This window comes from Pseudomonas syringae (assembly GCF_000737245.1).
GTDB classification, from domain to species: domain Bacteria; phylum Pseudomonadota; class Gammaproteobacteria; order Pseudomonadales; family Pseudomonadaceae; genus Aquipseudomonas; species Aquipseudomonas syringae_J.
Map to the genome: position 1 here is coordinate 21,296 of NZ_JPQU01000054.1, position 13,796 is coordinate 35,091.

General features: G+C 59.4%; 13 protein-coding genes. 6 read left to right on the forward strand and 7 right to left on the reverse strand.

From position 1 onward, the window contains the following. Window positions 1-273: 273 nt before the first annotated feature. Window positions 274-474 (reverse strand): heavy-metal-associated domain-containing protein, encoded by a 201-nt coding sequence (locus tag IV01_RS07120; RefSeq protein ID WP_032630226.1) that lies wholly within the window; start codon window positions 472-474, stop codon window positions 274-276. 154 nt (window positions 475-628) lie between these two features. Here IV01_RS07120 and IV01_RS07115 point away from each other — a divergent pair, with 154 nt between their 5' ends. The 3 genes from IV01_RS07115 to cueR all read left to right on the forward strand — a co-directional run bounded on the left by IV01_RS07115 (window position 629) and on the right by cueR (window position 3,704). Further along, window positions 629-1,009 (forward strand): hypothetical protein, encoded by a 381-nt coding sequence (locus IV01_RS07115; protein WP_032630227.1) that lies wholly within the window; start codon window positions 629-631, stop codon window positions 1,007-1,009. A gap of 68 nt (window positions 1,010-1,077) precedes the next feature. Next, on the forward strand, window positions 1,078-3,276 hold the full coding sequence (locus tag IV01_RS07110) for a heavy metal translocating P-type ATPase (protein WP_032630228.1): 2,199 nt from the start codon (window positions 1,078-1,080) through the stop codon (window positions 3,274-3,276). Next, window positions 3,273-3,704, forward strand: a complete 432-nt coding sequence (gene cueR, locus IV01_RS07105) for a Cu(I)-responsive transcriptional regulator (RefSeq protein WP_032630229.1) — start codon at window positions 3,273-3,275, stop codon at window positions 3,702-3,704. Before IV01_RS07110 ends, cueR begins: the two co-directional genes overlap by 4 nt. A gap of 484 nt (window positions 3,705-4,188) precedes the next feature. On the opposite strand, the gene IV01_RS07100 is transcribed toward cueR, so the two are convergent. Further along, window positions 4,189-5,085 (reverse strand): PA4780 family RIO1-like protein kinase, encoded by an 897-nt coding sequence (locus IV01_RS07100; protein ID WP_032630230.1) that lies wholly within the window; start codon window positions 5,083-5,085, stop codon window positions 4,189-4,191. 199 nt (window positions 5,086-5,284) lie between these two features. Then, a complete protein-coding gene (locus IV01_RS07095) occupies window positions 5,285-6,082 on the reverse strand; it encodes an AraC family transcriptional regulator (RefSeq protein WP_032630231.1) in 798 nt (265 codons plus the stop codon). Between the two features lie 108 nt (window positions 6,083-6,190). Between IV01_RS07095 and IV01_RS07090 the strand changes: the two genes are divergently transcribed. Beyond that, window positions 6,191-7,219: a bile acid:sodium symporter family protein gene (locus IV01_RS07090; RefSeq protein ID WP_032630232.1), complete on the forward strand. Its 1,029-nt coding sequence runs from the start codon at window positions 6,191-6,193 to the stop codon at window positions 7,217-7,219. Between the two features lie 97 nt (window positions 7,220-7,316). Here the strand turns inward: IV01_RS07090 and IV01_RS07085 are convergent, their stop codons facing one another. Beyond that, window positions 7,317-8,594 (reverse strand): acetyl-CoA C-acetyltransferase, encoded by a 1,278-nt coding sequence (locus IV01_RS07085; protein WP_032630233.1) that lies wholly within the window; start codon window positions 8,592-8,594, stop codon window positions 7,317-7,319. Between the two features lie 113 nt (window positions 8,595-8,707). Here IV01_RS07085 and IV01_RS07080 point away from each other — a divergent pair, with 113 nt between their 5' ends. Together IV01_RS07080 and IV01_RS07075 are read left to right on the forward strand one after the other, a co-directional pair. Next, on the forward strand, window positions 8,708-10,063 hold the full coding sequence (locus IV01_RS07080) for a 3-oxoacyl-ACP reductase (protein WP_032630234.1): 1,356 nt from the start codon (window positions 8,708-8,710) through the stop codon (window positions 10,061-10,063). A gap of 33 nt (window positions 10,064-10,096) precedes the next feature. Continuing rightward, a complete protein-coding gene (locus tag IV01_RS07075) occupies window positions 10,097-10,957 on the forward strand; it encodes a MaoC family dehydratase (RefSeq protein WP_032630235.1) in 861 nt (286 codons plus the stop codon). 128 nt (window positions 10,958-11,085) lie between these two features. Here the strand turns inward: IV01_RS07075 and IV01_RS07070 are convergent, their stop codons facing one another. From IV01_RS07070 to IV01_RS07060, 3 genes are all read right to left on the reverse strand, one after another. Further along, window positions 11,086-12,420 carry a DEAD/DEAH box helicase gene (locus tag IV01_RS07070; protein WP_032630236.1) on the reverse strand — a complete coding sequence of 445 codons (1,335 nt, stop codon included), beginning with the start codon at window positions 12,418-12,420 and terminating at the stop codon, window positions 11,086-11,088. A 79-nt stretch (window positions 12,421-12,499) separates the two neighbouring features. Next, window positions 12,500-13,111 (reverse strand): PolC-type DNA polymerase III, encoded by a 612-nt coding sequence (locus IV01_RS07065; protein WP_032630237.1) that lies wholly within the window; start codon window positions 13,109-13,111, stop codon window positions 12,500-12,502. A 23-nt stretch (window positions 13,112-13,134) separates the two neighbouring features. Further along, window positions 13,135-13,611, reverse strand: a complete 477-nt coding sequence (locus IV01_RS07060; RefSeq protein ID WP_027902939.1) for an NYN domain-containing protein — start codon at window positions 13,609-13,611, stop codon at window positions 13,135-13,137. Between the last annotated feature and the right edge of the window lie 185 nt (window positions 13,612-13,796).

The following is a 13,796-nucleotide window of genomic DNA, read 5'->3' on the forward strand; positions in this document are numbered from 1 at the left end:
CGGGTAGTCTAACCGGGCCTTTACAGACTGAGTGTCAGGGAAGGGTAATTACTGCAAAAAGTTTCCGCGCACTTGTTGGAGCCGGGCTTGCCCGCGAAGAACGATAACGCGGTATTTCTGACAGACTGCGGCGTCTGAATCGCGGGCAAGCCTCGCTCCAACAGGGGGCGCGATCTTCTGTGGGAGCGGTGCTTGCCCGCGATAAGGCTGGACTCCATGAGCCTGATATCTGCGTCGCCCCTATCGCGGGCAAGCACCGCTCCCACAGGGTACTCAGGCAACCACTTGCGCCTGATACCCCTCTTCAACAATCAAACCAATAATCTGCTGCGCGGCTAGGTCGCTTTCGACGATCACTTCACCGGTCGGCAAATCGACCTGGACGATGGCGCTGGGGTCTTGGGCCTTTATTGCAGCAGTGACGGCTTTTACACAGTGTCCACAGGTCATGCCTTGCACATTGAATCGCTGCATGGTGGTGCTCCTTTGACGTAGTAAAGAGGTATGAACCGCATGTTCGACCTTGCCACTATGACAAGGTCAAGTTTCTCTTTTACCTGCCGGGCTGGTATTCGGCGCAAGGCTCGGCCAAGCTGCATCATCACCGTTTACCTCAGGAGTATCAGCGATGCGCTGGCCAGTAGTGAGCCTCTTCGGCATTCTCGGTCTGTTGGCTGCCTCTCCGGCAGTGCAGGCCGATCAGGATTATGGCGTTCTGATCATTTCCCGCGAACGCCTGGAAATCGCCACATCCTGTGAGATCGGCATTTATATTCAGGACCAGTTGGCGGGCCGGGTGTTCCAGGAGCAGTCTGTGTCATTCAACCTGCCGGCGGGCGACGTCTCCGTGCGGCTGCGCTCGCTGCCGGGTCAGGTGTTCGGCTGTGATCCGGGCATGGAAGCGCAATCCAACACCAAGATCAGGATTCAGGCTGGAGACATTCTCAAATACCGAATGGCCAACGGGCCCGGTGGCATCTATTTGAAACGCGCCGACCTGAACTATTGATCTGGACTTGACCTTCACCTCATGGAAAGGTTGATCCTTGCAGGCAACCGCCTTCAGGGAGAGTGAACATGCTCAATCCGCTCAACTTCGATCTGCCGATTTCCGGCATGACCTGCGCCAGCTGCGTGGGTCGGGTCGAGCGCGCACTGAACAAAGTGCCGGGGGTCAAGACGGTCAGCGTCAACCTCGCCAACGAACAGGCGCACATCGAAACCAATGGCGAGCCGGACGGCGCCGCATTGATCGCAGCGGTCGCCAAAGCCGGCTACGGCGCGACCCTCGCCCAAGACCCCGCCGTGACTGCCGACCAGCACCACAAACGCCTGAGTCGAGAACGTTGGGCGCTGATCCTGGCCATAGCACTGGCCCTCCCGCTGATTCTGCCGATGCTGCTGCAACCCTTCGGCGTGCACTGGATGCTGCCTGCCTGGGTGCAATTTGCGTTGGCAACTCCCGTGCAGTTCATTCTCGGCGCCCGCTTTTATGTGGCGGCGTGGAAGGCGGTGCGTGCCGGAGCCGGCAATATGGATTTGCTGGTCGCGCTGGGCACCAGTGCCGGCTACGGCCTGAGCGTTTATCAATGGGTCAGCACGCCAGCGGGCAGCATGCCGCATCTGTATTTCGAAGCTTCAGCCGTGGTCATCGCACTGGTGCTCTTGGGTAAATACCTGGAAAGCCGCGCCAAGCGTCAGACCGCCAGTGCCATCCGCGCCCTTGAAGCATTGCGCCCCGAGCGCGCCCTGCAAGTGATTGATGGCCAGGAGTTTGACGTGGCGATCAGCGCCTTGAATCTGGGCGACATCGTGCTGGTCAAACCCGGCGAGCGATTCCCGGTGGATGGTGAAGTCATTGAAGGCCAGAGCCATGCCGATGAAGCCCTGATCAGCGGCGAAAGCCTGCCAGTGCCGAAACAGGTCGGCGACAAAGTCACGGGCGGCGCGATCAATGGCGAGGGGCGCCTGCTGGTGAAAACCACGGCACTGGGCACTGAAACAGTACTGGCGCGGATCATACGTCTGGTGGAAGACGCCCAGGCGGGCAAGGCACCCATTCAGAAACTGGTGGATCGGGTCAGCCAGGTGTTTGTGCCTACGGTTCTAGTCATAGCGTTTTTCACCCTCGCAGGCTGGCTTGTGGCCGGTGCGTCGCTGGAGACCGCACTGATCAACGCCGTCGCCGTGCTGGTTATTGCTTGCCCCTGCTCTCTGGGCCTGGCAACCCCGACCGCCATCATGGCCGGGACCGGTGTCGCCGCTCGTTACGGGATTCTGATCAAAGATGCTGAGGCCCTGGAGCGCGCCCATGAAGTCACCACCGTGGTGTTCGACAAGACCGGCACGCTGACTTCTGGCACTCCACAGATCGCCCATTTGAGCGCCAAAGGCGGCAATGAAGAGCAGGTCCTGGAATGGGCCGGAGCTTTGCAGCGCGGCAGCGAACATCCGCTGGCCAAAGCGGTGCTGGACGCCTGCCGGGAGTGGAAACTCAATCCGCCGAACGTGGAGAACAGCCGCTCCCTGACCGGCGTAGGGATTGCCGGCACGCTGGATGGCCGGGATCTGGCGCTGGGCAACCGAAGGCTGCTCGAAGAAAGCGGTCTGGCCATGGACGAACTGGCCGACGCCGCTCATGCCTGGGAAGCGGAAGGCCGCACCTTGTCCTGGCTGATCGAGCAAAGCCCGAATCCTGCCGTGCTCGGGCTGTTCGCCTTCGGTGACACCCTCAAACCCGGCGCGCAGCAGGCCGTGGAGCAACTGACTGCACGCCACATCAGCAGCCATTTATTGACGGGCGACAATCAAGGCAGCGCCAACGTGGTCGCCCAGGCATTGGGCATTCGCGATGTTCACGCTGAAGTCCTGCCTGCCGACAAAGCCGCCACCGTCGCCGACCTCAAACGATATGGCGTGGTGGCGATGGTGGGCGACGGCATTAACGACGCCCCGGCATTGGCGGCGGCTGACATCGGCATCGCCATGGGCGGCGGCACCGACGTGGCCATGCACGCGGCGGGCATTACCCTGATGCGCGGCGATCCGGCGCTGATCCCCGCAGCTCTGGAAATCAGCCGCAAGACTTACGCAAAAATTCGCCAGAACCTGTTCTGGGCCTTTGTCTATAACCTGATCGGCATCCCGCTGGCAGCGTTCGGCTTTCTGAATCCGGTGCTGGCGGGTGCAGCCATGGCGTTGTCCAGTGTCAGCGTGGTGAGCAACGCTTTGCTCCTCAAGACATGGAAACCTAAAGATCCAGGGACCAAGTCATGAATATCGGACAAGCTGCCAAACACAGCGGACTCAGCGCCAAGATGATCCGCTACTACGAGTCCACCGGGTTACTCCCGGCTGCCCATCGCAGTGACAGCGGCTATCGGCTATATGGCCAGGAAGACCTGCATACCCTGGCGTTCATCAAACGCTCTCGGGATCTGGGCTTTTCTCTGGAGGAAGTCGGCAAGTTGCTGACCCTCTGGCAGGACCGGCAACGGGCCAGCGGGGATGTGAAAGCCTTGGCGCATCAGCACATCGTCGAGCTGAATCAGAAGATCGAAGAACTGGCGAGCCTGCGCGACACCTTGCAGGTGCTGGTTGAACACTGCCACGGCGACGACCGCCCCGATTGCCCGATCCTCAAGGATCTGGCGTCCGGTGGGTGTTGTGAGAAACCCGTTGGAGCGCGGCTTGCCCGCGAATAGGCCAGTACATCCAGCCCATATTGGGTGCCTGGGCAATTGTCTTCGCAAGCAAGCTTGCTCCCACAGTTTTGTGAAATGCACACGATTCTGTGGGAGCGAGCTTGCTCGCGAAGAGGCCAGTACATCCAAAACATATTTGGGGCCCGGGCCATTGTCTTCGCGAGCAAGCTTGCTCCCACAGTTTTGTGAAATGCACACGATTCTGTGGGAGCGAGCTTGCTCGCGAATAGGCCAGTACATTCAAAACATATTTGGACCCCGGGCCATTGCCTTCGCAAGCAAGCTTGCTCCCACAGTTTTGTGAAATGCACACGATTCTGTGGGAGCGAGCTTGCTCGCGAATAGGCCAGTACATTCAAAACATTTTAGGATCCCGGGCAATTGCCTTCGCAAGCAAGCTCATCTCCCACAGGTTCAATTGAGCAGGCCCTACAGGATTGCAGCCCACAAAAAACCCGGCCGAAGCCGGGTTTTTATCAACCGATCACTGCATCCAGGGCGGAGGCGGTTCTTCAGCGGTTTTGCTCGGTGGTGCATCGTCGGCAGCACGAGCGGCCTGGCGACGGTCTTCATCCAGGCGCGCGGCTTCGATTTCACGCAACACGCCGCCCACATCCGCTTCGTCTTCCGGCTCATCGAACTCGCCGGTCAACACGGTCGTTGGCGACAAGGTACCTGCCTCGTAGAACGACCACATTTCCTTGGCGTACTTGGTCTTCTTCAATTCCGGCGCGAAACGACCGAAATAGGAAGCCATATTGCCGACATCTCGCTCAAGCATGCTGAACGCATGGTTGTTGCCAGCGGCATCGACGGCTTGCGGCAAGTCGATGATCACCGGACCGGTCGGCGTCAGCAGCACGTTGAACTCGGACAGGTCACCGTGCACCAAACCGGTACACAGCATGAGCACGATCTGCTCGATCAGAAATGCGTGGTATTCCCGCGCCTGATCCGGCTCCAGCGTGACGTCATTAAGCCGTGGAGCGGCATCACCGTATTCGTCGGCGATCATCTCCATGAGCAATACGCCTTCCAGGAAGTCATACGGCTTGGGAACACGAACACCAGCGCCTGCAAGACGAAACAGAGCCGCCACTTCGGCGTTCTGCCAGGCGTCCTCTGTTTCCTTGCGACCGAATTTGGAACCCTTGGCCATCGCCCGGGCCTGTCGGCTGTTACGAACCTTGCGGCCTTCCTGATACTCCGAAGCCTGACGGAAACTGCGTTTATTCGCCTCCTTGTAAACCTTGGCACACCGCAGCTCATTGCCACAGCGCACCACATAAACAGCTGCCTCTTTACCGCTCATCAGCGGGCGCAGCACTTCGTCCACCAGACCGTCCTCGATCAAGGGTTCAATGCGTTTAGGAGTTTTCATCAGCTTTTATTGTGGGTCCTTAGTTACCAAACACGCGATTGTTGCCCGTTATACGGCAATCCTCCGCCAGCGAGTAGTGGGCGCTGACGTTTGATGGCGATAGATTGTGTCGGAAATTCTTCTGACATAACGCTATCAAGCAGCTTTCATGCCGTGGCCGGGCACAAATCCACTGACAGCCGAAAGTAGGAAATATCGCTTACTGCCTGAACAATTCGCCGGGCGTGAAACCGAACAAGCCCTTGAACGCAGCAATGAATGCCGAGGTGGAATCGTAGCCACAGGCCAGTGCGGTGTTGGTCACGCTGTCGCCGTTCTCCAGCGCACCCAATGACGAGAGCAACCGCGCGCGCTGCCGCCAGCCACGAAAACTCAGGCCGGTTTCACGCTGGAACAGACGCATCAGGGTTTTTTCCGAGGCACCCAGGCGAATTGCCCAATCCTGCAAAGTGATCAACTGGCTCGGATTCTCGATCAGCTCGTTGCACAGTTCGAGCAAACGCGGATGACGAGGCAACGGCAGTGAAAAACCCACTTCCGGGAGATGGGACAACTGATCCATGAGCACTTGCACCAGCCGCGCTTCGCTGCTGTCACCCAACGGATAGGACGCGGGCAGCAGGCAGAAGCTTTTGATCAGTTCACGGGCCAGGGGTGTTACTTCCAGAACCCGGCAACGTTGCGGTGCCCATTCGGAATCCTCCTTGCGCACATACAAGCTGCGCATTTCCGCGCGCATGGACGTCACCACCTCGTGCTCCAGGCCGGCAGGTATCCACACACCCCATTGGGGCGGCGCAAAGAAGCTGCCTTCAGCGGTGTGCACGCCCAACACGCCACTGATCGCGTAGGAAAACTGCACCCACTCATGGCGATGAGGCGGCGTCCATGAACCGGCACTCAGGCTTTCGGCGCGGGCGTACAATGGCCGCGGCAGTTCCGTGATCTCCGGGATATGCCGTGCAGGTATTTGCCGTTCGCTTCCTGGCCGATGCATAGAGGTTGTCCGTTAGTCGGTATGGAATGGCCTTATGTCGCAAGACGGCAGTGTACGAGTGGTTTAACCTGCGGACATCTATTTTTACAAACAATCTGCCGAGCGCTTATGTCAGTACTCAAACATCTCAAACGCGTCGTCACCGACTGGTTCCTCTGCGGTATGGTTCTGGCGACCGTGCTGGCGTACTTCTTCCCCGGCTTCGGTGCCACCGGCGGCGGCATGCATGCTGAATGGGTCATCAACATTGGCGTATTCGTGGTGTTCTTCCTGCACGGGGTCAACCTCTCCAGCGAACAGATCCGGCACGGGCTGAAGAACTGGCGCCTGCACATCATGGTGCAAGTCTTCACCTTCGTAGTGTTCCCGGTGATCTGGCTGATCTGCGACAAGGCATTCGGTGCCTATATTCCTGCGTTGCTGATGCTGGGTTTCCTGTACCTGTGCGCGCTGCCTTCGACCATCTCTTCATCCGTCGCCCTGACCGGCAGTGCGGGCGGTAACGTGCCGGCGGCGATCCTCAACGCCAGCATGTCCAGCGTCTTCGGGATTTTCATGACGCCGTGGCTGGTGAGCCTGGTGATCGGCACCGGTTCAGGCGGGATTGATCTGGGCCCTACGCTGCTGAAGCTGAGCCTGATGCTGCTGTTGCCGCTGGTACTGGGTCAGCTGGTGCGGCCACTGATCGGCAAGTTTTTCGCCAAGCACAAGAAGTACACCAACCTGATCGACAAGATCGTGATTCTGTTGCTGGTTTACGCAGCGTTCTGTAATTCCATGGTTTCCGGCTTGTGGCAAACCCAGGGCAACGCGGTGATCGCCATGGCCTTCGTCGGCAGCGGCGTTCTGCTGGCAGTCATTCTGTTGCTGACTACCGGTACAGCCCGTGTGTTGAAATTCAACCATGCCGATAAGGTCGCGGCGGTGTTCTGCGCCACCAAGAAGTCCTTGGCGGCCGGCGCACCGATGGCCGCGCTGATCTTTGGCAACAATCCAGGCCTGGGCCTGATCCTGTTGCCAATCATGATCTACCACCCGCTGCAGCTGATTGTGTGTTCGGTGATGGCGGAGAACTACGCCAATCGCCACAGGCAGCAGCTGTCAGCTGAGGCACTGGAAGAAGCGCGGGCTGCTTGAGGGTTTTATCTCACAACATGCGTGTCGATTGAGCTGACGCTATCGGCCCAGACCAAGCACCGCTCCCACATGAATATCCTTGCAGTTCAGAGCCCCCTTACCGCTCCAGAATCGCCGTAACCCCCTGCCCGCCCGCTGCGCAGATCGAGATCAATCCGCGGCCCTGCCCCGCAACACTGAGCAATTTAGCCAGGTTGGCAACGATGCGCCCACCGGTCGCGGCAAACGGGTGGCCGGCGGCCAGTGAACTGCCTTTGACGTTCAGTTTGCTGCGATCAATCGAACCCAACGGCGCATCCAGCCCCAGACGTGTCTGGCAATAGTCCGGGTCTTCCCAAGCCTTGAGCGTGCACAGCACTTGAGCGGCGAAAGCTTCGTGGATCTCGTAGTAATCGAAGTCCTGCAGCGTCAGACCATTCCTTGCCAGTAGCCGGGGCACGGCATAGGCCGGGGCCATCAACAGGCCTTCCGCGCCGTTGACGAAATCTACTGCCGCAGACTCCCCGTCACGCAAATACGCCAACACCGGCAAGCCACGCTCCTTGGCCCATTCTTCACTGGCCAGCAAAACCATCGATGCGCCGTCGGTCAGTGGTGTGGAATTGCCAGCTGTGAGGGTGCCTTTGGCGCTGCGTTCGAAAGCCGGTTTCAGGCTGGCGAGCTTTTCCAGGGTCAGGTCTGGGCGCAGATTGTTATCGCGGTTGAGGCCAAGAAACGGCGTCATCAAATCGTTCTGCCAACCCTCGCTGTAGGCCGCTGCCATTTTCAGATGGCTTTCCAGTGCCAGCTGATCCTGCGCGTCACGAGGGATTCCCCAGTGTTGAGCCATGAGTTCGCAATGCTGGCCCATAGACAGACCGGTGCGCGGCTCGCCATTGCGCGGCAGTTCGGGCTTGAGGTTGTGCAGGCGCAGTTTCAACAGCAGCTTGAGCTTGTCAGCTGTGGATTTGGTGCGATTAACCTCCAGCAGGATGTTACGCAGGTCTTCATTCACGCCAATCGGCGCGTCGGACGTGGTATCTACGCCGCCCGCAATCCCGCAGTCGATCTGCCCCAGGGCGATCTTGTTAGCCACCAGCAGGGCCGCTTCAAGCCCGGTGCCACAGGCTTGCTGCACATCATAGGCGGGGGTTTGCGGCGACAAACGCGAGCCCAGCACGCACTCGCGAGCCAGGTTGAAATCCCGGGAATGCTTGAGCACAGCCCCGGCTACCACTTCGCCCATACGCAAACCGTGCAGGTTGAAGCGCTCGATCAGGCCTTCCAGCGCGGCGGTGAGCATGTCCTGATTGCTCGCAGTGGCATAAGGCCCATTGGAACGAGCGAACGGAATACGGTTGCCACCGACAATGGCGACCCGGCGTGGCTGATTCATTGAAAACTCCCTTTCTGGATGCAAAGCGCTGATGAACAGCGTAGGGCTGCCTCGAACGATTGTCGCCCGAGTGTGGTCCATTCCTTTGAACCCCGACTCAAGGAGAGTGTTCCATGCCGTCTGATCGCTATATTGATTTTGCCAATTCTGATCTGGGCAGCCGCCTGGTCGGAGCTATTGGCCTGCCAAAGCCGGTCAGACTGGAACGCTGGCAGGCCGGTCGCCTGCGGCCTATCGAAGGCACGTTGCTGATCAGTGCCGGCCCCTTGGCCGATCAGGTGCGACTCTTCGCTCAATGCCTCACCGATTCCCTCTATAGCTTCGGCGCTGAAGTGACCGGCGCGACCGCCTGGGTGGCGGATCAAGGCCCGAAAATCAAAGCCGTGGTGTTCGACGCCAGTGCCTTTGCCAACACCGAGGACCTGAAGCGGCTGCGGGAATTCTTTCAGCCCCTGCTGAAGAATCTCGATCACAGCGCACATATCGTAATCCTCGGTCACGCCCCTGCCACCTTTGATGACCCGTTTATCGCCAGCACTCAGCAGGCACTGGAAGGTTTCAGTCGCTCGTTGGCCAAGGAAATGCGCAACGGCGGCACTGTGCAATTGCTACAGGTGGACAGCGGCGCTGAAGATCAGCTTGAAGGCGCGCTGCGGTTCTTCCTGTCGCCCAAAAGCGCGTTCGTCTCTGGCCAGGTGATTCGCTTGAGCCCATGCCCGACGCAGGTTCAGGACTGGAGTCGGCCGCTGAGCGGTCGCAAAGCGCTGGTCACCGGCGCAGCCCGCGGTATCGGCGCGGCCATTGCCGAAACCCTGGCTCGCGACGGTGCCGAAGTGGTGCTGCTCGACGTACCCCAGGCCAAAGCGGATCTGGAAGCCCTGGCCGCGCGGCTTGGCGGTCAGGCCCTGACGCTGGACATTTGCGCCGCCGACGCGGCCAGCCAGTTGATCGAGCATTTGCCAGGCGGGATCGACATTCTGGTGCATAACGCCGGGATCACCCGGGACAAGACCCTGGCCAATATGTCGGCAGATTTCTGGGACTCGGTGCTGGCAGTCAACCTCAGTGCACCTCAGATCCTGACTCAGGCTCTGCTGGACAGCGGCACGCTGCACGACGACGGCCGGGTGGTGTTGCTGGCTTCGATCAGCGGCCTGGCGGGTAATCGCGGGCAAACCAATTACACCACCAGCAAGGCGGGTTTGATCGGTCTGGCCCGAGCCATGGCGCCGTCGCTGCATGACCGCGGGATCAGCATCAATGCCGTCGCACCCGGTTTTATCGAAACGAAAATGACCTCAACCATGCCGTTCGCCTTGCGCGAGGCCGGACGCCGCATGAGTTCGCTGGGTCAGGGTGGTTTACCCCAGGACGTCGCCGAGGCGGTTGCCTGGCTCGCACAACCCGGTGCCGGAGCCGTCAGCGGTCAAGTCCTTCGGGTCTGCGGTCAGAGCGTCATCGGAGCTTGACCCCCTGCAACTCATCGAACAAGGAGAAGCATCATGAGTGCTCACTGGCGTTACCTGGATTCACTGCCTACGCTGCCGAATCTTTTTATGCATGCGGCGTTGAAACGCAAAGTCACCGGTACCGAATTGCCAGAGATCGGCCTGCGCTGCTGGACTATGGTGGAACCCGAGAAGCTGGCGAACTACCGCAACGTGTGTGGCTTCAGCGAAAGCAGCCTGCTGCCGCCGACTTATCTGCACGTGTTGGCGTTTCACCTGCAAATGCAGTTGATGACCGACAAGGATTTCCCCTTCCCATTGCTTGGGCTGATCCATGTGGCCAACCGGATCAAGATTCACCGGCCGTTGGGGGGCGTGAACAAAGTCTATGTCGGGGTGCACGCGGAAAACCTGCAACCTCACGCCAAAGGCGCGACCTTCAGCCTGATCACTCAGGTCGAGGACTCATTGGGCATGTTGTGGGAAGAAGAAAGCACCATGCTCTGTCGCGACGTTGCGCTGGAAGGTGCGCCACCTGACGAATTCGAACCGGCAGCGCTGGCGGTGACTGAAGTCGGCCGCTGGCAGGCTCCGGCAGAAATCGGTCGGCGCTATGCCAAGGTGTCCAGAGACTACAACCCGATCCACTTGAGCGGGCCAAGCGCCAAGTTGTTCGGCTTCCCTCAGGCGATTGCCCACGGCATGTGGCTCAAGGCGCGGACCTTGGCAATGCTGGTCAACCACCTTCCGGCATCGAACCTGGACATCAGCGTGCAATTCCTGAAACCGGTGCGCTTGCCCAGTGAAGTGGTGCTGTCGGCCAGCACCGCCGGTTCCCACGGCCAGCTACGCCTGGAAGGCGCGCAGCCGGGGTTGGTGCATATGGTGGGGAGTTGGCAGCCCGCGGTGGAGTGAGTGAAAACTATTCCTGTGGGAGCGAGCTTGCTCGCGAAAAGGCCATTACAACCGACACAAATCTAGTGCCTGAAAAATAGCATTCGCGAGCAAGCTCGCTCCCACGGGCGTTAACTGCTCTCTCTAGATCAAGGCTTTTTCTTGCGCGGGCCGGTGTTGAAGACCGGGACTTTGCGCACCGGTTTGGCGGCTACCGGCTCTGGCGCTGTATCGCCACTGTCGACCCACTTACCCAGGTTGCGCTTGCCGCCGCCTGAGACTTTGGGCTTTTTCGGCTTCTTCGGTTTTTTCAGGATCTGACCGGTTGCGTCGGTGACTGGAACACGGTGCTCCGGCACAAAGTCCGGCTCTTCTTCGCGACGTAACGTCTGCCGGGTCAGGGTTTCAATCGCCGACAGCAGCTCGACTTCATCCGCGCACACCAGAGAAATAGCTTCGCCAGTCAAACCTGCGCGGCCCGTTCGGCCGATACGGTGGATGTAATCCTCGGCCACGATAGGCAGATCGAGGTTAACCACGGTCGGCAAATCATCAATGTCCAGACCACGGGCAGCAACGTCGGTCGCTACCAGAATCTGCACTTCACTGGCCTTGAATCGGTCCAGCGCGCGCTGGCGTGTAGCCTGCGGTTTGTCGCCATGAATACCGTCACAGCTAATGCCCAGCCCCTGCAGACGATCAACCAGTTGATCAACGCCCACCCGAGTCTTGGCGAACACCAGCACTTGGGACCAGCGCTGTTTTTTCAGCAGATGAATGAACAGCTCGGCTTTGCGTTTCTTGTCGACCGTGACCACCCACTGCTTGACCGAAGACGCCGCCACGTTGCGCGGGCTGACTTCGATGGTCAGCGGGTCGTCGAGCATCTGCCCGGCCAGCTCACGGATCGCGTCGGAGAAGGTGGCGGAGAACAGCAGCGTCTGGCGGCGCTTGGGCAGGGCTTTATAGATGTCGCGCAGTTCTTCCGAGAAACCCAGGTCGAGCATGCGGTCGGCTTCGTCGAGAATCAGCGTCTGTAACTGGGAGAACTTCACCGCGTTCTGGCGATACAGATCCAGCAAACGGCCCGGCGTCGCCACCAGCACATCAACGCCTTTACGCAGCTTCATCATCTGCGGGTTGATACTCACGCCGCCGTACACCGCGTACGTGCTCAGCGGGAGATGTTCAGCGTATTGGCGGATGTTCTCGTGAACCTGCTCGGCCAGCTCGCGGGTCGGCACCAGCACCAGCGCACGCACGGTATTGGGCGCCACTTTCGGACCTTCCAGGGTCAGGCGCTGCAGTAGCGGCAAGGCAAACCCGGCGGTTTTCCCCGTGCCGGTCTGCGCTGCAGCCATCAGGTCACGCCCGGCCAGCACCGGCGGGATCGCCTGCGCCTGCACAGGTGTTGGCGTCTGGTAGCCGAGGGTTTCAAGAGCGCGCAGCAGGGGTTCGATCAGGCCGAGTGTGGCGAATGTCATGGGAGTACCGTAGGGAAAATCAACGCAAGGTGCGGAGTTTACCCTGTCCGGGCCAAATCAGTCAGAGCAACGGGCGTGATTAAAAACCGCGCTGACGCTTGAGGGCTTCGCTGATTTTCGCTGCGGGGACTTTTTGCAGGGTGCAGAGCAACTGATGGGAGACCCCGGGGATGCCATGGGTCTGGCGCAATTCGTTGGTCAGGTGCGCGGTAAGGTTGGCGGCCATCTCGGCGTCGGCCATGGCCCGGTGAGCCTTGCCGGTGTTGGGCAGGCGGGCATAGCTGGTCAAAGTGCCAAGCTTGTGATTGGGCGCGCCGGGCATCAGGCGTCGAGCCAGCAACATCGAACAGGCAAAGCTTTGTTGACGACTGCGCTCGATAAGCGACAGTTCGTGGTCCCAGAATTTCTGGTCAAAGGAGGCGTTGTGCGCGACCAGCGGTATGGTGCCGACGAAGTTGGCGACATCATCCATCACCCGCTCAGCGGACGGTGCAGTGCGAATCATGCTGTTGCTAATACCGGTGAGCGCTTCGATGAAGCCAGGAATTCGTACACCAGCATTCATCAGGCTTTGATAGCGATCGACGATGCGCCCCTGCTCCATGATCACCACGGCGATTTCCGTGGCGCGGCAACCCTGGCCGGGGGAGATGCCAGTGGTTTCAAAGTCGATGACAGCTACACGTTCCAACACTCGCTGAACCCTTCAAAAAATCAACGTAAAAGCAACGCGCCTTCAATGGGCACATAACGGCTGGCGGCACGGATCAGCGAGTTGGCAGTCAGGCCCGGTACGCCGTAAGCCACCGCTTCGACGCCATGCTTGCTGATAATGCGTTCGAGCAATAGATCAAAATCGCCATCGCCGGAAGCCAGCACCACTTCATCCACCTGCGGAGCGACGTCCATGATATCGATGGTGATCCCGACATCCCAGTCGCCTTTGGCCGAACCATCGCTGCGCTGGATGTACGGTTTGAGTTTCACGGTGAAACCCAGGTTGCGCAGGATCTGCTGGAATTGCTGCTGCTTGCTGTCGCCACGGTCGATGGCATAGGCATAAGCCTCGACTATTTCCCCGCGCTTGCTGATGTCAGCCCAGAGCGCTGCGTAGTTGAAGTGACAACCATGGGCCTGACGGACGGTGTAGTAGAGGTTCTGTACATCGGCGAACACCGCGATTTTCTTCACCGGAACTCCTCAAGACGCGATTCAGAGTGAATCGGCGTCCAGTATGCCAGTTTCAAAAAAAGTGGGGGGTCGCGATGGAACGTGAAATAAATATTTGAAATTGAAATGCATGTGCCTGTAGGAGCGCGCTTGCCCGCGATGGCGTTGGGTCAGTCGCAAAATTATTGCCTGACCCAACGCCATCG